Genomic DNA, 17,401 nt, shown 5'->3' with positions numbered 1-17,401 from the left:
GCGGTGCCTCAGGCGAACAGCTCCCGCACCGAGCGCAGCCGCGCCAGCAGCGTGTCCCGGTCCACCTGCGGTACCAGCTGCTCCTCGCCGTCGCGGGAGGTGGCCGCGGCGCGGCGTGCGGTGACCTTCTGCGCGCCGAGCAGGCCCTCCACCCGTCCGCGCACGCCGGAGGGCGCGGGAGCGGGCGCCGCGGGGATCGCCGTCTCGGCGCCGGCGCGCAGCCGGCGGAACCGCTCCAGCGCGGGGGAGGAGCCCTCGCGGGAGGCGGCCAGCATGTACGCGGCGATGTCCGCCTGCTCCACGAGGATCGGCAGCACGCCGCCGGAGACCCGCTGCTGGCCCAGGATCACCAGGTCGTCGCGGCCGCGGGCGAAGGCGCCCAGGAAGAGGTCGAGCTCGCCGCCGGCCGTGCGGGGCACCACGCCGGCCGGGAGGTGGTCGGCGCCGGTCTCGTACCCGGTGGCCAGCACGATCAGATCGGGGGAGAAGCCCTGGTGGCCGGCGTGCGCGCCCGTGGCGCGGTGGGTGATGCGGCCGTCCGCGTCGACGCCGGTCACCTCACCGGCCGGGGTGATCCGGCCCTCCCGCACCCGGTCCAGCACGTCGTCGGAGACGATCACGGCGTCCTCGAGCAGCGGCGCGGCGGGGGCGGGCAGGCCGGCCTCGACCGGGTCGCCCACGGTGCGGCGCACCACGGCCTCGGCGATCCGCGCGTTCAGGCCGCCCAGCAGGGAGGGCTCGCGGGAGGCGGCGACGTCGCCGGGCATCCCGGCGATCCGGCGCGGCACCACCCAGTGGCCCGTGCGCATCGACCAGCGCACCTCCAGGGCGCGCCGTGCGGCGTCCACGGAGATGTCCGCGGCGGACTGCCCGGAGCCCACCACCAGCACGCGCTGCCCCTCGAGGCCGTCGGCCCCGGTCCACTCGGAGGAGTGGATCACGCGCACCGAGGAGGGGACCTCCGAGGCCCAGGCCGGGCGGTGGGGTCGCTGGGAGATGCCGTGCGCGGAGATCACGGCGCGGTAGATCCCCACCTCGCCGGTGGAGAGCTCCACCTCCCACACCCCCTCGTCGAAGGGGCGCGCCGTCCGCACCGCGGTGCGGGGCCGGAAGTGCTCGGTGAGATCGTGCCGGGCGGCGTAGGCGCGCAGATACTTCCCCATCTGCGCGGGGGAGAGGTACTCGGGGAAGGAGACCGGCTGGAGCAGGTCCTCGTACTGCGTGAACTCGCGCGAGGAGATCATCTCCAGCGTGGGCCACACCGGGGAGTCGGCGCGCTCCGGGTCCCAGATCCCGCCCACGTGCGGGGCGCGGTCCACCATGTCGAAGGGGACCTCGAGCGCCGTCAGGGCCGCGGCGGCGGCGAGGCCGGCGGGGCCGGCCCCGATGATCAGCACCTTCTCGCGGGTGGGGATCGTGTCGTGGGGAGCGGGCATCGAGGGGAGCCTTCTTCCGGGTCGTGCGGCGCGCGGCGCCCGGTGCGTGCGGCGGGCACCCGGCTCGGCGGTGGGGTCGCCCGCCATCCTAGTGGTCGCGCCCGTCCGGTTCCGCCGCCCGGCGGGCGGCGAGCTCGCTCGCCAGCAGCAGCGCGCCGGGCAGGCCGGTGACGGCGGACCGCACCAGGCGCCCCTCCTCCCGCAGCGCCGCCTCGATCCCGGTGCGCAGCGGCCCGGGGGCGGTGTGCACGGAGCCGGCCAGCACCACCGGCAGCGTCGCCCGCGGATCCAGCGCCCGCACGCCGTCGCGCACGTGCGCGACGACAGCGGCGAGGATCGCGCCGGCCACCTCGTCTTCCGGGAGGGTGCCCGGCAGCGGGGCGAAGCGGCCCAGCGCGGCGGGCGCCCCGGCGGGGAGCAGGTCGTCGAGCGCACGGATCAGGTCCTGCCGGGGGTCTCCCGTGGTCGAGGGCGGGCGGGCCCCGTCGCGCAGGTCCAGCTCGAGCACGGCGCCGAGCGCCTCGGTGAGCCCGGTGCGGGGGCCGCGCCCGTCGAGGTCCGCGGCGACCGCCTCGAGGGTGCGGCGTCCCAGCCACACCGCGGAGCCGACGTCCCCCAGCAGCCAGCCCATGCCGTCGCGCCGGGCCACGGCCTCCCGGCCCTCGAAGCGCACGCCCACGGCGCCGGTGCCGGCGAGCAGCAGCAGGCCGTCGTCCCCCACCCCGCCGGAGAGGAAGGCGGTGAGCAGATCGTCGGTGACACGCACCCGCGCGGGATCGATGCCGAGGGCGCCCAGGCGCTCGGTCACCGCGGCGCGCACCTCGGCCGCGCGGGCCGGCCCCGCGCCGGAGACCCCCAGCACGGCCGCGGCCACCGGGGCGCGGGCGCTGCACAGCGCTTCGCCGCGGGCCAGCAGCGTGCGGGCGGCGTCCCGGACGTGGTCGAGGGCGTCGGTGCCGGAGGAGCGCAGGTTCGCGCCGGGACCGGTCACCTCGGCCCGCACGGTCCCGTCGGGCGCGGCGAGGACCAGCCGGGAGCTGGTGCCGCCGACGTCCCCCGCGAGCAGCCACGGCGTCGCGGCGCCGGGGGAGTCGGGGGGTGCCGGGGCGGGGCTGCCGGGGACGTCCTCGTCCATGTCGCTCCTCGTTCTCGCTCGGGGGCCTCATCGTAGGCGGCGCCGGCGGGCAGGGGCGCGGGTCGCGGAGTCGCGCCGACGCGTTCCGGCGGTGCGCCGCCGCCGCATCGGTACCCTGGTCCCGCAGGGCGCGCCGTGCGTGCCCCGACCCCACCCGGCGCCGCGGCCGGCGCCTCCTCGGCGGCCGTGCCCGGCCCGCCCCCGACCCCTCAGGAGCCCGACGTGAGCACCACCCCGCGGGACGAGACGACCCTCGATGTCGTGCTCGTCGATCTCGCCTCCCCCACGGAGGAGCGCAACGCCGCCAGCGCCGAGCTGGACACCCTCGACGCCCGCGGCATGGTCGACGTGATCCTCGGCGAGGACGCCACGGTCGCCGCCGCCGTCCAGGCCCGGGCCGCGCAGATCGCCGCGCTGGTGGAGGAGTGCGTGCGCGCGATCTCGGCGGGCGGGACCGTGCACTACCTGGGCGCCGGCACCTCCGGGCGCCTGGCGGTGCTGGACGCCGTGGAGCTCGCCCCCACCTTCGACGCCGACGAGTCGATGGTCGCCGCGCACCTCGCGGGCGGTCCCGGCGCCTTCCTCACCGCGGTGGAGGGCGCCGAGGACTCCCCCGAGCAGGGCGCCGCCGTGGTGGCGGAGCACTGTCGCGCCGGGGACGTGGTGATCGGCCTGGCCGCCAGCGGCCGTACCCCCTTCGTGGGCGGGGCGCTGGAGGCGGCGCGGGAGGCGGGCCTGCCCACCGCCCTGATCTCCGCGAACCCGCAGGCGCCGCTGGCCGCGCTCGCCGATCACGCGATCCTGCTGGACGTGGGCCCCGAGGTGGTCACCGGGTCCACCCGCATGAAGGCCGGCACCGCCCAGAAGCTCACCCTGAACGCGCTCTCCACCGCGACGATGGTGCGCCTGGGCACCACCTTCGGGAACCTCATGATCGACGTGCGGCCCACCAACGCGAAGCTCGTGGCCCGCACGGTGCGGATGCTGGTGCAGGCCAGCGGCGCCGCCCCGCAGCAGGCCGCCGAGGTGCTCCAGGCCGCCGGCGGCAGTGTGCGCACCGCCCTGGTGGCGCTGCTGGCCGGCGCGGAGGTCGACGCCGCGGCGCAGGCCCTCGAGCGCTTCCCCCGCGATGCGCGGCGGCTCGGCGATCCGGCCGGGATCCGCTCCGCCGTGGAGGCGCTGCGCACCGGGGAGTGAGCGGCCGGCGGGGATATTCCCTGGACCCCGCGCCCGGCGGCGCCTACCGTGGCCGCATGCTCCGCTGATCAGCCTCCGCGTCCCCGCCCCCTCCGCGTCGAGGAGCTGATCCATGCCCGCGCACCCCACCGCGTCCCGGCACGCCCCCGTGCCCGCGCACCCCGCCCCCGTCCCGTCGCCGGGCGGCGCCTCCGGGGAGCCGTCCCTGCACCTGCGGGCCGACGGCCTCTCCTTCTCCTATCCGGACCGCCGTGTGCTCACCGACGTGAGCCTCGTCGTCCCCGCCGGCCGGCCCACCGGGCTGCTGGGCGAGAACGGCAGCGGCAAGTCCACGCTGCTGCGGGTGCTCGCCGGGGAGCTCGCCCCCGAGGCGGGCGGCTGTGCCGCGCCCGGGCCCGTGGGCGTGCTCCACCAAGAGCTGCGCTTCGGTGCGGAGGCATCGCTCACCGAGGTGGTCGCGGACGCGCTCGAGCGCTCCCGCCGCCTCGAGCGCGCTCTGGAGGCGGCGGGGGAGGCGCTGGCCGAGGCGGGTGCCGCGCCGCCCGCGCAGGCGGCGCAGCGTTACGACGCCCTGCTGGCCGAGGCCACGCTCGCCGACGTGTGGAACGCCGAGTGGCGCGCCGAGGAGGTCCTCGCCGGGCTGGGCCTGGCCGCGGTCGACCCCGCCACCGCGCTGGGACTGCTCAGCGGCGGGCAGCGGGAGCGGCTCGCCCTCGCCCATCTCCTCATCGCCCGCCCCACCACCTGGCTCCTCGACGAACCCACCAACCACCTCGACGACGCCGGCGCCGCCTTCCTCGCCGCGGCGGTCGCCGCCCATCCCGGGCCGGTCCTGATCGCCAGCCATGACCGCGCCTTCCTCGACGACGCCACCGCCGCCCAGATCGACCTCGACCCCGCCGAGTCCCCGGCCGGTGCGGAGCCCGGCGGCGCGACCGTCTTCACCGGCGGGTTCAGCGACCATCTGCTGGCCCGCTTCGAGGCCCGCGACCGCTGGGAGCACCGGTTCCGCGCCGAGCAGGAGGAGCTCGCGGCGCTGCGCCGCGCCGTGAAGGACGCCGCGACCGTCGGCCATCCGGGCGCCGCCCCGCGCACCGAGGCCCGTGCGGCGAAGAAGTTCTACGCCGACCGCAACGCCGCCGTGGTCTCCCGCCGGCTGCGCGAGGCCCGGGAGCGGCTGGACAGGCTCGAGCGCGAGCAGGTGCGCAAGCCGCCCGCCGAGCTGCATCTCACCCACCTCCCCGCCGCCGGGCGCAGGGAGCAGGGCGTCCAGCTGGCCGTCAGCGAGGTCGCCGTGGCGGGGCGCCTCGCCCCCACCTCCTTCCGCCTCTCCGCCGGGGAGCGCCTGCTGATCACCGGCGCCAACGGCACCGGCAAGTCGACCCTCCTGGACGTGATCGCCGGGCGCCTGGCCCCCACCTCCGGCACCGTGGACCGGCCCCGCGGCCTGCGCATCGGCCACCTGGGCCAGGACGACACCGCGGTGCCGGGCCGCAGCGTCGGCGCGCACCTGCGCGCGGCGGCCGGGCTCGCTCCGTCCGACGACGCCGTGCCCGAGCTGTTCGGCCTGGTCCACCCCCGCGACCTGGGCCGCGAGCTCACCGCGCTGTCCCGCGGGCAGCTGCGCCGCGTCATGCTCGCCGCCGTGCTGCTGGACCCGCCCGAGCTGCTCGTGCTCGACGAGCCCACCAACCACCTCGCCCTGGTCACCGCCACCCGCCTGGAGGCGGCGCTGCAGGAGTGGGACGGGACCGTGCTGCTCGCCTCCCACGACCGCTGGCTGCGCCGCCGCTGGGACGGCGAGGTGCTGGAGCTCGGCTGAGCCGTGCCCGCCGCGGGCGGCGGGCCGTCGCGTCATACGCGTTCACGAACCTTCGTGCCCCGGCGCGGCCCGGGAATGCTGGGGCGTGTCACCCGTCCCAGGAGGAGCCCACGATGACCGCGCAGCCCCAGCAGTTCGAGACCCTTGCCATCCACGCCGGCCAGGCGCCCGATTCCGACGCCGGATCGCGGGCCCTGCCGATCCACCAGACCACCAGCTTCGTGTTCCCCTCCGCGGAGTCGGCGGCGGATCGCTTCGCGCTCGCCGAGGCCGCCCCGATCTACACCCGCATCACCAATCCCACCCAGGCCGCGGTGGAGGATCGCATCGCCGCGCTCGAGGGCGGGGCGGCCGGTCTGCTGCTCGCCTCCGGGCAGAGCGCGATCACGCTGTCGATCCTGAACCTCGCCGGGGCGGGCGACTCCGTGGTGGTGTCCCCGAGCCTCTACGGCGGCTCGTACAACCTCTTCAAGCACACCCTGTCCCGGCTGGGGATCACCCCGCAGTGGGTGGCCGATCCCACCGACCCCGCCTCCTGGCGCGCCGCGGCCGACGAGACCACCCGCGCGTTCTTCGTCGAGTCGATCCCGAACCCCAAGCAGGACATCCCCGACCTGCGGGCCGTGGCGGACGTCGCCCATGAGGCGGGCGTCCCGCTGATCGTCGACAACACCGTCGCCACCCCGTTCCTGCTGCGCCCCCTCGAGCACGGCGCGGACGTGGTGGTCCACTCGGCCACCAAGTTCCTCGGCGGCCACGGCACCTCGATCGCCGGGGTGATCGTGGACGGCGACAGCTTCGACTTCGCCGCCCACCCCGCGAAGTACCCGCAGTTCACCGAGCCGGACGAGTCCTACAACGGGCTCGTCTTCGCGGGCCTGCCCGCCGCCTTCGCCACCCGCGCCCGCACCAACCTGCTGCGCGACCTGGGCCCGGCGGTCTCCCCGTTCAACGCCTTCCTCATCGGGCAGGGCCTGGAGACCCTGCCGTTGCGCATGGAGCGCCACCTCGACAACGCCCGCTCCGTCGCGGAGTTCCTCGAGGCCGACGACCGCGTGGGCACCGTGACCTGGGCGTCCCTGCCCAGCTCCCCGTACCGGGAGACGGCGCAGAAGTACCTCCCGCGCGGCGCCGGCAGCGTGCTCGGCTTCGTGCTGCCGGGCGGGCTCGAGGCCGGCAAGCGGTTCGTGGACGCGCTCACGCTGCACAGCCACGTCGCGAACATCGGGGACGTCCGCTCCCTGGTGATCCATCCTGCCTCCACCACCCACTCGCAGCTCTCGGCCGAGGAGCAGCGTGCCGCGGGCGTCGAGCCGGGTTTCGTGCGTCTCAGCGTGGGCCTCGAGCACATCGACGACATCCTCGCCGACATCGAGCAGGGTCTGGTTGCCGCCTCCGCATGAGGCCCGGGCAGGCCCCGACCGCCGCGCCGCGAGGGACGTCCTCGGGGCGTGGCGGGCCCGGTCGCCGCACGCCGCGGGGCGGGCCAGCGGTCATGCAGTCGGGGCCGATACGCTGGAGGGCATGACCTCCGACCCCGCCGCCGTGCTCGCCTCCCCGCTGGACCACTGGCCCCCGCGCTGGACGCCCGCCGCGGTGGTCTTCGACTGCGACGGGCTGCTGGTGGACACCGAGGGGCAGTGGATCGCGCTGCAGGACGACTACCTCGCCCGCCACGGCACCTCGCTCTCCCCGACCACCCGCCGGGAGATCACCGGCCGCGCCGCGGAGGTGGTGATCGTGACCCTCGCCGAGGCGGTGGGCAAGGACCCGCACCGCGTGGGCCAGGAGCTGCTGGACGCGCACCGCGAGCACATCGGGGAGCGACTCGTGCCGCTGCCGGGCGCTCTCGAGACCCTGCGCGCGATCGCGGCGGTGCGCCCGGTCGCCGTCGCCTCCAACTCCCCGCGGGAGATGCTGGACGTCAAGCTGGCCGGCCTCGGGATCGCCGACGTGGTGGACGCGTCGATCGCGATCGAGGACGTCGCCGCCCCCAAGCCCGCCCCGGACATGTACCTCGCCGCCGCCCGCGTGCTCGGCGCGGAGCCCGCCGAGTGCCTCGGCTTCGAGGACTCGGAGACCGGCGCTGACGCCGCCCGCGCGGCGGGCCTGCAGCTGATCGCGGTGCCCTCCCTGCCCGGCCAGGAGCCGCGGGCGCCGCGCCGCCTCGGCTCGCTCGCGGACCCGGTGCTCGCCGAGTGGATCGCCGGCTGGGAGGTGCGGCGATGAGCGCCGACGCCCCGCACCCGGACGCCCCCCGTCGCGAGGGGATCCCCGCCCGCTTCGCCGCGGCCTTCGGCGACTGGACCCCGCAGGCGGTGGTCTTCGACTGCGACGGACTGCTGCTGGACACCGAATCGGTGTGGCAGCAGACGGAGGACCGCGTGGTGGTGGAGGTCGGCGCCGTGCTGCAGGACGGCGACGCCGAGGTGCTGCACGGCTCCACCATCGAGGTGGCCGGCGAGCTGATCGCCCGCCGCAGCGGCCGCGACGAGGACGAGGTGCTCGCCGCGCTGCACCGCGAGTTCGAGCGCGGGCTCTCCGCCGGCATCCGCACCCTGCCCGGGGCCGCGCAGATCCTCGCGCTCGCCGGCGCGAAGGTGCCGCTGGGCTGCGCCTCGAACGCCTGGCTGGAGTCGCTGGAGAGCAAGCTCTCCCTGGGTGGGCTGCGCGAGTACTTCACGGCGCTGAAGGCGTCGGACACGGTGGCGCGCCCCAAGCCCGCCCCGGACATGTACCTCGAGGCGGCGCAGGAGCTGGGCGCCGAGCCCTCCCAGGTGCTCGCCCTGGAGGACTCCCGCACCGGGGCGCGGGCGGCCCGGGACGCCGGGCTGCGCCTGCTCGCGGTGCCGGCGCCGGGTCACCCCGTCCCGCCCGCGGATCTCGCCCTGACCTCCCTCACCGACCCGGACCTCGCCGCCTGGATCGCCACCTGGTGATCCCGCCCGCGGCGTGGCGCGCGCCGCATCGGATGTCCGCGCACGGCGAGAAGTTGGCCCCGCGGCGGCGATCCGGTGTTCACTGGACCCCATGAGCTCTACGCCGGATCCGTCCACGCCCCTGACAGCCCGCGCCCACGGCTCCGCCCTGAAGGGCCGCGGCTGGCTGAACACCGGCGGCGCGGACCTCGACCTGGAGACGCTGCGCGGCAAGATCGTGCTGCTGGACTTCTGGACCTTCTGCTGCGTGAACTGCCTGCACGTGCTCGACGAGCTGCGGCCGTTGGAGGAGAAGTGGGCCCAGGAGCTGGTGGTCATCGGGGTGCACTCCCCGAAGTTCGAGTTCGAGAAGGACCCCGACGCGCTGGCGGCGAACATCGAGCGCTACGAGGTCGCCCACCCGGTCATCGACGATCCGGAGCTGGAGACCTGGAGCGAGTACGGGGCGCGCGCCTGGCCCACCCTGATGGTGCTGGACACCCACGGCCGCATCGCGGGGAACCTCTCCGGCGAGGGGCATGCCGCGAATCTCGACCAGCTGGTCGCCCAGCTCGTCGCCGAGGGGGAGGCGGACGGCTCGCTGCGCCGGGGCCCCGCCCCCACCGTGCTCTCCGAGCGCACCGCGCAGACCCTCCGCTTCCCCTCGAAGCTCAGCGTGCTGCCGGACGGCAGGCTCGTGGTCTCCGACGCCGGCCAGCACCGCCTGGTGGTCTTCCAGAACGACGGCGTCACGGTGGACGCCACCATCGGCACCGGCCGCCGCGGCCACGCCGACGGCGACGAGACCGTCGCCCAGTTCTCCGAGCCCAACGGCGTGCTGGCCCTGCCCGAGGAGATCGCGCACGAGGTGGGCTACGACCTGCTGGTCGCGGACACCGTGGGCCACCGTCTGCGCGGCGTGAAGGTGGGCCAGGACCGCCTGCTGCGCTCCCGCACCGCCACCGAGGTGCGCACCGTCGCCGGCAGCGGCGCCCAGTGGATGCAGGGCGACCCGCTGCCGCGCGGGGAGGGCGACGCGCTCGGCTTCGCGCTGTCCACCCCGTGGGACCTCACCTGGTCGCACGCGCTGAACCGTGCCGTGATCGCGATGGCCGGGGTGCACCAGCTGTGGACCTTCGACCCGGTCACCGGCGCGCTGATGGTGCTCGCCGGCACCTCCCAGGAGGGCCTGGTGGACGGCCCGGCCGTCACCTCCTGGTTCGCGCAGCCCTCCGGCCTGGACGAGCTGCCCGACGGGCGGATCGTGATCGCGGACTCCGAGACCTCCGCCGTGCGCGTGCTGGACCCGCGCACCATGCAGGTGAGCACCCTGGTGGGGCAGGGCCTGTTCGACTTCGGCCATGTGGACGGCCCCGCCGGCGCCGCCCGGCTGCAGCATCCGCTGGCGGTCACCGCGCTGCCGGACGGCCGCATCGCCGTGAGCGACACCTACAACGGCGCGATCCGCATCGTCGAGGAGGCCGCGCCCGGCGAGGACCGCACCCCCACCGGCTCCATCGCCGCGCTTCCCGGCGTGGTGCAGGTGGCGGACCACCCTGGCGGCGGGGGAGCGGCCCCGGAGCCCCCGACGCCGGAGGCGCACGTGGTCACCGTCGCCACCGACCTCAAGGAGCCCTCCGACGCGCTCGTCGGCGCCCCGATCGACGGCGTGGGCCAGCTGATCGTGGTCGAGTCCGGCGGGCACCGCATCACCTGGGTGCCGGTCGCGAAGGCGGCCGAGCGCATGATCGACAAGGGCGCGCAGCGCTCCGAGCGCCCCGTCACGGAGGTGGGCCCCGGCCCGCTCACCGTGCGGGTGCTGTTCACGCCGCCGCCCGGGCACAAGCTCGACGACTCGCTGGGCCCCTCCACCCAGGTGACCGTCTCGACCACCCCCAGCGCCCTGCTCGCCGCGGGCGGTGGGGTGAGCACGGAGCTGGAGCGCACCCTGGAGCTCGATCCGGCGTACACCGAGGGCGTGCTGCACGTCAGCGCCCGCGCCGCCTCCTGCGACGCGGATCCGACCGTCGAGTTCCCCGCCTGCCACATGCACCAGCAGGACTGGGGCGTGCCGATCCGCGTGGTCGAGGGCGGCCCCACCGAACTGGACCTCTCCCTCCTCGCGTGAGCCCCTGAACGGGGCGACCATCCGCCTGGGCTATCCTCGGCCGCCGGAGCCCCGCTCCGGTGTGTCCACCCGCTCGGTGCGCCGAGCCCCGTCGACGGAAGCTCTCCCGTGGATCTGATCACGCAATTCCCCCTCGGCGACGATCTCGCCTGGACCCTGCTCGCCCTGGGCGCCCTCGCCCTCGTCGCGCTCGCGGCGGGCGCGATCGTTCCCGTCCGGCTGCGGCGCGCGGCGGACGAGGGGACCGACGCCGCGGTCGACGAGGCGCTGGGCCGCCGGCTGGGCGGCCAGCTGCTCTCGGCCGGCTCCCTCATGCTGTGGGTAGGGCTGCCCCTCGCGGTGCTCGCCTACCTCGCCCCCGGCAGCACCGATGACCGGATGCTGCGCGCGGGGCTGCTGCTCGCCGGCGTCGCGCTCGGCCCCCTCGCCGCATGGCGCGGGATGGCCGTGCAGCTCGCCGCCGGGGCCGTGGCGCCCGAGCGCCGTGCGGCGATGATCCCGCGGCTCGGTGCGCTCACCGTCACCGGGGCGCTCGCGCTCGCGCTGCTGCCCATCGTGATCGTGCTGTGGTTCCTCCAGACCGCCGCCGGCCCCGCCCTGCTGGCCCTCGCCGCGGGCGCGGCGCTCTCCGCCCTCGCGATCCGCGTGAGCGCCGCCCCCGCGGAGGCCGCGGCCTCCGCCGCGGCGGTGCTGGTGGGCGCCGACGAGCACGAGCTCGAGCTGGACGATCCGGAGAACCTCGGCGGTCCGCTCCGGCGCACCGCCCGCATGGTCTCCCGCGGCGGCGCCCTGAGCGCGGACCTGGTGGCGCTCACCACCGCGCTCGCGGGCCTCGGCGTGCTGCTGGGCGTGCCGGTGCTCGCCGCGGAGGGCCTGATCGCGGTGCTGCTGGGACTGGGGGTGGCGCTGCTCGCCGCCGCCGTGGCGGCGATCATGCCGCACACCGGGCGGGCCGGCCACGAGCGCGGTGCGCTGCGGCTGGGCGGCCTGATCCCCTCGGTGCTGGGCGGGGCCGGGGCGGTCGCCGCCTCGGCGCTGTGGATCCCCTCGCTCTACAAGGACCTCCGCTTCGAGGACGTGGGCCTGGAGAACTTCACCGACCCGGCGATCACCGGCGGCACCGCCACGCCCCGTGAACAGCTCGAGCCGCAGATCGAGGAGGCGCTGGCCGACATGGGCCAGTGGGTCTCCCAGACCGACGAGTCCCAGTACGCCACCACCTTCCTCGACACCCTCACCCTGTACTCGATCACCCCGAACGTGGTGGTCGCCGTGGCGCTGGGGCTGGGAGTGCTCACGGCGCTCGCCGCGGTGCTGCTGCTCTCCGGCGCCGGGCACCGGATGGGCGGCTCGGTGCTGCGCGCCGCGCGCACCAGCCGCACCGGCGGCGCGCTGGGACTCACCGCGGGCCTGGGCTCCACGGCGCTCACCGCGGCCGGCGCCCTGGCGCTGGCAGTGCTGGTGACGATGGTGATCTCGGTGCTCTCCGCGGGAGTGGCGGGACTGGCCCTGGCGCTGCTGGTCCACGCCGCGCTCGGCGCCCTCATCGTGGTGGCGGCCCACGCCGGGTCCCTGCTGGCCACCTCGCTCACCGATCGCGCGGACACCGATCCGGTGCTGCGCACCGCGGCTGCCGGTGCGGCCACCGGGCCGCGCGCCGCGATGCTGCTGGCCGCGGTGCTCACGGCGCTGGGCGCCCTGGGCCCGGTCACCAGCGCGCTGCAGCTCGCGCCCCGTGCCGCCACCGTGTGGGAGGACCGCGCCCTGCACGCCGCAGGGCCCACCTCGCTCACCCTGCTGGGCGGGCTGGGACTGGGGGTGGCCACCGTGCTGATGGTGAGCGCCTCGCTGCTGGACGGCTCGCGTCGCCTCGGCGCGAGCGCCGTGGTGGAGACCCGCGCCTCGATGCTCGAGGGCCGCGACCGGGTGGAGATGACGGACCTGCCGGAGCTGGTGCGCCGCGCGGCGGTGACGCCCGTGGTGGTGGCCGTGCTGATGCCGCTGGTGGCCGGCTTCGGCCTGGGCCCGGCGGCGCTGCCCGGGATGCTCGTGGGGGCGGTGCTCACCGCCGCCGCCCTGGGCGTGTGGATGCTCGGCGCCGGTGCGACCCTCGAGGGCGCCGCGGCGGTGATCGGCTCCGGCCGCTACGGCGGCCGCGGCTCCTGGGGGCACTCCGGGGCGCTCGGCGGCGCCGTGCTCACCGGGGTGCTCCGCTCCGCGATCGGCGCGGTCGCGCTGCCGCTTCTCCTGCTCACCAGCCTGCTCACCGCACTGTCGGTGAGCGCCGTGGTGGGGATGACCACCGACGGCACCAGCGCCTTCCTGCGCTGGGGCATCGCCCTGGTGGCGCTCGCGATCGCGCTCACCTCCTGGCTGATCACCGCGACCGCCCCCGAGGTGGACCTCGAGGACGGCGAGGAGGGGATCTCCCGGCCGCTGTTCGCGCGGTCCGTCGCGGAGGAGCAGACCGATCCGCTGGAGGCGATGGACTGGGACGCCGAGGACTCCGACCAGGTCACCACCGTGACCGTGCCCACCGCGAAGGGCGCGAAGCGCGGCAAGGGCACGAAGCGCGGGAGCCGCGCCTCCGGGAAGGGGTGACCGCCGCGGCCGCAGTGCCGGGCGGGAGCAATCCAGCGCAGGCGCGGTGCGGCACGAGGCGGCGCGTCGGCGGCCGCTCCGTGGGAGGAGGGCCTCGGCTCAGCGGGCGAGGTCGGCGGGGTGCGCGGCGTCGGTGGTGGAGGCCTCGGCGCCCAGCCCGCGCAGCACGAAGGCCTCGAGGGCGGGCTGCGGGTAGCGCTTCGCGGAGGAGCCGACCAGCAGCCCGTTGATGATCCGCACCGTCGAGTCCACGTCGAGATCGTCGGCGAAGTCCCCGGCGGCCACCCCGTCGGCCACGATCGTGCGCAGCACGTCCTCGATGAGCACCACGTGCTCGCGCATCCGCGCCGCGGTCTCGGGGGAGAGGGAGACGGTGCCGGAGGGCTGCGGCACGTGGAAGGAGACGTTCAGCTCCAGCTGGGTGCGCACATAGGCGATCACGGCCTCGCGCGGCGTGGCGGAGCTGCTCACCCCGGCGCGCAGCTGCGCGATGTAGTCGGTGGTCTCGTGGATCGCGTACTCGACCAGGAGGGTCTCGCGATCGGGGAAGTGGTTGTACATCGCGGTGCGCCCCACGCCGGCCGCCGCGGCGATCCGCGAGAACGTCACCGACTCGAACTCCTGGGACTCCAGCAGCTCGGCGAGCGCGGCGAAGATCTTCTCCCGCGTGCGCTCCCGGTGCTCCTCGAGGGATCCTCCGATGATCTTGGGCATGCCGCATTGTTGCACTTCGCGCGGATCCGTCAGCACCCTGGCCCCGCCCGCCGCGCGCGGCGGCCCCGGAACGAGGAACGCCGGCCCCTGCAGGGGCCGGCGTCCGGGGGAGCGGGTGACGGGAATCGAACCCGCGCTGTCAGCTTGGGAAGCTGAAGTTCTACCATTGAACTACACCCGCGTGCGATGCTCCGCCAGGGGACGACCAGGTGATCGTCGCTGCCGGGGCAACGCGGAACAGCATACCCCGTCGCGGCGGTGCAGTGCGAACCGGGGCCGGCGCGGGCGCTGTGGCGTGCCTCGCGCGGCGCCGGGCGCCCGCGTGTCGGCGACGGCGTGCCGCGGGGGTCGCCGTCCGACTAGTCTGGGCGCCGTGCTGCTGAGCGATCATGACATCCGTGCCGAGATCGAGTCCGGGCGTGTCCGGCTGGAGCCCTTCGACGAGGCGATGATCCAGCCCGCCTCCGTGGACGTGCGCATCGACAGGTTCTTCCGCCTCTTCGACAACCACAAGCACGCCATGATCGACCCCTCGGTCGAACAGCCCGACCTCACCCGCGAGGTCGCGGTGGGGCCGGACGAGCCGTACATGCTGCACCCGGGCGAGTTCGTGCTCGCCTCCACCTACGAGCAGATCACCCTCCCCGAGGACGTCGCCGCCCGGCTCGAGGGCAAGAGCTCGCTGGGGCGGCTGGGCCTGCTCACCCATTCCACCGCCGGGTTCATCGATCCCGGGTTCCGCGGCCACATCACCCTGGAGCTGTCCAACATGGCCACCCTGCCGGTGGCGCTGTGGCCCGGCATGAAGATCGGCCAGCTGTGCTTCTTCCGGCTCTCCAGCGCCGCCGAGAACCCGTACGGCAGCGCCGGAAACCTCAACCGCTACCTCGGACAGCGCGGCCCCACCCCGTCCCGCTCCGCCCAGAACTTCCATCGCACCCGCATCCCCGTGGAGGAGGAGAAGTGACCACCCCGGTCTCCCCGTCGGCCGTCCCGCCCGCCCGCACCGGCCACCGGTTGCAGCTGCCCCGCCGCACCGACCCCGCGGACGTGCTCGCGATGGTGCGCAACGTGCGGCCGGAGGCCACCGAGGACGCCGACGGTGTGCTCCACCTCGAGCACGAGGTGCGCCTGGTGCCGGACCGGTCTCCGCGCGGCGCCGGGCGCTGGACGCTCGAGACGCCCCGGGAGCGGGAGGACCCGCAGCCCGAGGGGATGGACGACAGCCACGGCTACGGCCGGGCCTTCCCGGACGGGGTGCCCTTCGGGGTGGAGCGGCGGGCCCTCGACCTCGCCTGGTCGCTGGGGCGGCGGCTCCACGGCGCGGTGGTCACCGACGGCGGGCAGCGCCTGGAGCCCCACCCCTTCCACGAACGGGACCTGGTGGTCACCAGCCCCCACGCCCTGGCGCCGGAGTCTCTCGCGGAGCTGCTCGCCCCGCTCGAGCCCGAGGCGGAGCTCGACCAGGTGCCCGAGGAGGCGCCGCGCGCCGGGTACAGCGTCACCATCCCGCTGCCCGACGGGGACGAGATCTCGCTGCGGGTGGGTCGCAGCGCGCGTCCGGTCGCGCTGGGGGCGGTGGGCTGGCTGGCCAGCGCGGTGGACTACGAGCTGGTGCACCTGCCGGCCGATCCGGAGTCCGAGGCGACCGAGCTGCCCGAGCCCGCGCTCGCCGCCCGCTGGCAGCAGGCGTACCAGCGCATCGGGCGGCTCGCCGGGCTGCTCGTGGAGAGCGTCGGCGGCTACGTGGTGGACCGGGAGGGATTCCTGGTGGATCCCGCCGATCTCGCCTGACCCCGCGCCGGGGCGCTCCCGGCCCCCGCCCCGGAGCGCCGCGCCGCGGCCCCTCGCGTCCGCTCCCGGCCCGTCGGCGTGCGCGGGAGCCCGCCGGGTCGCTGCTCAGTCAGCGACCGGGGCGCGGCCCGCGGCGCCGAGCCGGATCGGCAGGAACGCGACCAGGCCCACCGCCATCACCAGCACGATCCCCAGGATCCCGGTGCGGGTGTCGTCGAACAGCGCGACGGTCGCGGCGAACGCCGCCGTGCCCAGGAAGCCCAGCGCCCGCCCGGTGGTGGCGTAGAGGCCGAAGTTCTCCGTCTCGCGGCCCGGCTGCGACAGCCGGGTCAGCAGGTTCCGCGACGCGGACTGCACGGGGCCGACGAACAGGCAGATCGCGAGCCCCGCCACCCAGAACACCGCCGCGGAGCCCAGGGCCAGCACCACCAGCCCCAGCACGATGATCCCCGTGCAGCCGGCGATGATCACCGGGCGCGGGCCCACCCGGTCGTCGACCTTCCCGCCGAGGAACACCCCCACCCCCGCCACCAGGTTCGCGGCGATCCCGAACACGATGATCTCCACGGTGGAGAAGCCGTACGCGTTCGCGGCCAGCACCCCGGCGATGGAGAACACCGCGCCCAGCCCGTCGCGGTAGATCGCGGAGGCCACCAGGTACTGCAGCATCACGGGCTCCTCGCGGAAGGCGCGCACCACGCGCCGGCCGATGCTCGCGTAGCCCTGCCACGGGGTCCACCGCTGCCCGGGCGCGGTCGCGGCGTGCCGCGGCGCCCGCAGCATCAGCGGCATCGTGCCCACCAGGATCCACAGCGCCACGAACAGGGGGATCGCGCGATAGTTCCCGCCGCCCTCGCCGGTGATCCCCAACAGCCCGGTGCCCGGCATCACGAACAGCACCAGCACCATCCCGAGGCACACGATCGAGCCCCAGTAGCCCACCGCCCAGGCGGTGCCCGAGACGCGCCCGCGGTTCTCCGGGGTGGAGATCTCCGGCAGCACCGAGTTGACGAACACCCCGGCGAGCTCGCTGGTCACCACCGCCAGGGCGATCAGCACCGCCCCCAGGGTCAGGTAGTCGGCATCGAGCGCCACCAGCGGCATCAGCGCCACGATCCCCACGGTCGCGAGCGTGGTGATCCGCAGCAGCAGGTTCCGGGCGCCGCCGTGGTCGGCGAGATTGCCCAGCAGCGGGGCGAGCAGCGCGATCGCCACCGCACCGAGCGACTGCCAGGTGGTGAGCACCTGCGAGCCGTGATCCTGCGCCGCCTTGATCGCGTCCTCGCCCACCGCCCCCTCGGCGGCGACGGCGCTGGCCACGTAGGTCGCGAACACGAAGGTGAGGATCACGGAGCTGAAGGCGGACATCCCCCCGTCCCAGAGCGCGAAGGGCACGACGGGCGGGCGCGGACGCGGGGTGGACGCACGGGTCCCCGGCTCCTGGAGGCTGGCCATGCGCACACTCTACGGAGCGCGGCAGGGACGTGGAGCGGCGTCCCGCGCCCTCCGCGGCCCCGGGCGGGCGCTGTGCGGCCCCGGGGGCGGGTGCGGCGGCCCCGGGCGGGCGCCGGGTGCCCAGGACGGGCCCAGCGCGCCTCCAGCGCCGGCACAGGCCGGCGTGACCGGCTCCCGTAAGATGGCCGAGGCCCCCAGAAC

General features: G+C 75.9%; 13 protein-coding genes and 1 tRNA gene. 9 read left to right on the top strand and 5 right to left on the bottom strand.

Annotated elements, in window-relative coordinates; translation table 11 throughout:
- Positions 1-8: 8 nt before the first annotated feature.
- Positions 9-1,436 carry a flavin-containing monooxygenase gene (locus DWV08_RS10465; RefSeq protein WP_115413726.1) on the bottom strand — a complete coding sequence of 476 codons (1,428 nt, stop codon included), beginning with the start codon at positions 1,434-1,436 and terminating at the stop codon, positions 9-11.
- A gap of 88 nt (positions 1,437-1,524) precedes the next feature.
- Entirely contained in the window at positions 1,525-2,571 is a 1,047-nt protein-coding gene (locus DWV08_RS10460; protein WP_115413725.1) for an N-acetylglucosamine kinase, read from the bottom strand.
- A gap of 222 nt (positions 2,572-2,793) precedes the next feature.
- On the opposite strand from DWV08_RS10460, the gene DWV08_RS10455 reads away from it, so the two are divergent.
- The 7 genes from DWV08_RS10455 (at position 2,794) to DWV08_RS10425 (ending at position 13,237) form a co-directional block, all read left to right on the top strand.
- Entirely contained in the window at positions 2,794-3,768 is a 975-nt protein-coding gene (locus DWV08_RS10455) for an N-acetylmuramic acid 6-phosphate etherase (RefSeq protein WP_115413724.1), read from the top strand.
- Positions 3,769-3,880: 112 nt separating this feature from the next.
- Positions 3,881-5,590, top strand: a complete 1,710-nt coding sequence (locus DWV08_RS10450) for an ABC-F family ATP-binding cassette domain-containing protein (protein WP_115413723.1) — start codon at positions 3,881-3,883, stop codon at positions 5,588-5,590.
- Positions 5,591-5,703: 113 nt separating this feature from the next.
- Entirely contained in the window at positions 5,704-6,993 is a 1,290-nt protein-coding gene (locus DWV08_RS10445) for an O-acetylhomoserine aminocarboxypropyltransferase/cysteine synthase family protein (RefSeq protein ID WP_115413722.1), read from the top strand.
- A gap of 121 nt (positions 6,994-7,114) precedes the next feature.
- Positions 7,115-7,819: an HAD family hydrolase gene (locus tag DWV08_RS10440; RefSeq protein ID WP_115413721.1), complete on the top strand. Its 705-nt coding sequence runs from the start codon at positions 7,115-7,117 to the stop codon at positions 7,817-7,819.
- The gene (locus DWV08_RS10435) at positions 7,816-8,529 is read left to right on the top strand and encodes an HAD family hydrolase (protein ID WP_115413720.1); all 714 of its coding nucleotides are present in this window, start codon (positions 7,816-7,818) and stop codon (positions 8,527-8,529) included. Before DWV08_RS10440 ends, DWV08_RS10435 begins: the two co-directional genes overlap by 4 nt.
- A 91-nt stretch (positions 8,530-8,620) precedes the next feature.
- The gene (locus DWV08_RS10430; protein ID WP_115413719.1) at positions 8,621-10,636 is read left to right on the top strand and encodes a thioredoxin-like domain-containing protein; all 2,016 of its coding nucleotides are present in this window, start codon (positions 8,621-8,623) and stop codon (positions 10,634-10,636) included.
- A gap of 108 nt (positions 10,637-10,744) precedes the next feature.
- A complete protein-coding gene (locus DWV08_RS10425; protein ID WP_115413718.1) occupies positions 10,745-13,237 on the top strand; it encodes a sodium/proton-translocating pyrophosphatase in 2,493 nt (830 codons plus the stop codon).
- Positions 13,238-13,336: 99 nt separating this feature from the next.
- Here DWV08_RS10425 and DWV08_RS10420 read toward each other — a convergent pair whose 3' ends face one another.
- Entirely contained in the window at positions 13,337-13,951 is a 615-nt protein-coding gene (locus DWV08_RS10420) for a TetR/AcrR family transcriptional regulator (protein WP_115413717.1), read from the bottom strand.
- A gap of 110 nt (positions 13,952-14,061) precedes the next feature.
- Positions 14,062-14,132: transfer RNA gene (locus DWV08_RS10415), tRNA-Gly, on the bottom strand.
- 192 nt (positions 14,133-14,324) lie between these two features.
- On the opposite strand from DWV08_RS10415, the gene dcd reads away from it, so the two are divergent.
- Together dcd and DWV08_RS10405 are read left to right on the top strand one after the other, a co-directional pair.
- Entirely contained in the window at positions 14,325-14,918 is a 594-nt protein-coding gene (gene dcd, locus DWV08_RS10410; protein WP_162801548.1) for a dCTP deaminase, read from the top strand.
- Entirely contained in the window at positions 14,915-15,745 is an 831-nt protein-coding gene (locus tag DWV08_RS10405) for a hypothetical protein (protein ID WP_115413715.1), read from the top strand. The genes dcd and DWV08_RS10405 overlap by 4 nt, the downstream gene beginning before the upstream one ends.
- 105 nt (positions 15,746-15,850) lie before the next feature.
- Here DWV08_RS10405 and DWV08_RS10400 read toward each other — a convergent pair whose 3' ends face one another.
- Positions 15,851-17,200, bottom strand: coding sequence for an MFS transporter (locus DWV08_RS10400; protein ID WP_115413714.1), 1,350 nt, complete (start codon positions 17,198-17,200; stop codon positions 15,851-15,853).
- Positions 17,201-17,401 lie beyond the last annotated feature (201 nt).

The organism is Brachybacterium saurashtrense (genome assembly GCF_003355475.1).
GTDB lineage: Bacteria > Actinomycetota > Actinomycetes > Actinomycetales > Dermabacteraceae > Brachybacterium > Brachybacterium saurashtrense.
Note: the sequence above shows the minus strand (reverse complement) of the source record. Positions and strands in the feature narration are given on the sequence as shown.

What these genes read in the sequence shown, in the direction of transcription:
- DWV08_RS10465 (WP_115413726.1), bottom strand. Translation starts at nt 1,436, where the DNA reads ATGCCCGCTCCCCACGACACGATCCCCACCCGCGAGAAGGTGCTGATC.
- DWV08_RS10460 (WP_115413725.1), bottom strand. Translation starts at nt 2,571, where the DNA reads ATGGACGAGGACGTCCCCGGCAGCCCCGCCCCGGCACCCCCCGACTCC.
- DWV08_RS10450 (WP_115413723.1), top strand. Translation starts at nt 3,881, where the DNA reads ATGCCCGCGCACCCCACCGCGTCCCGGCACGCCCCCGTGCCCGCGCAC.
- DWV08_RS10445 (WP_115413722.1), top strand. Translation starts at nt 5,704, where the DNA reads ATGACCGCGCAGCCCCAGCAGTTCGAGACCCTTGCCATCCACGCCGGC.
- DWV08_RS10440 (WP_115413721.1), top strand. Translation starts at nt 7,115, where the DNA reads ATGACCTCCGACCCCGCCGCCGTGCTCGCCTCCCCGCTGGACCACTGG.
- DWV08_RS10435 (WP_115413720.1), top strand. Translation starts at nt 7,816, where the DNA reads ATGAGCGCCGACGCCCCGCACCCGGACGCCCCCCGTCGCGAGGGGATC.
- DWV08_RS10430 (WP_115413719.1), top strand. Translation starts at nt 8,621, where the DNA reads ATGAGCTCTACGCCGGATCCGTCCACGCCCCTGACAGCCCGCGCCCAC.
- DWV08_RS10420 (WP_115413717.1), bottom strand. Translation starts at nt 13,951, where the DNA reads ATGCCCAAGATCATCGGAGGATCCCTCGAGGAGCACCGGGAGCGCACG.
- DWV08_RS10400 (WP_115413714.1), bottom strand. Translation starts at nt 17,200, where the DNA reads ATGGCCAGCCTCCAGGAGCCGGGGACCCGTGCGTCCACCCCGCGTCCG.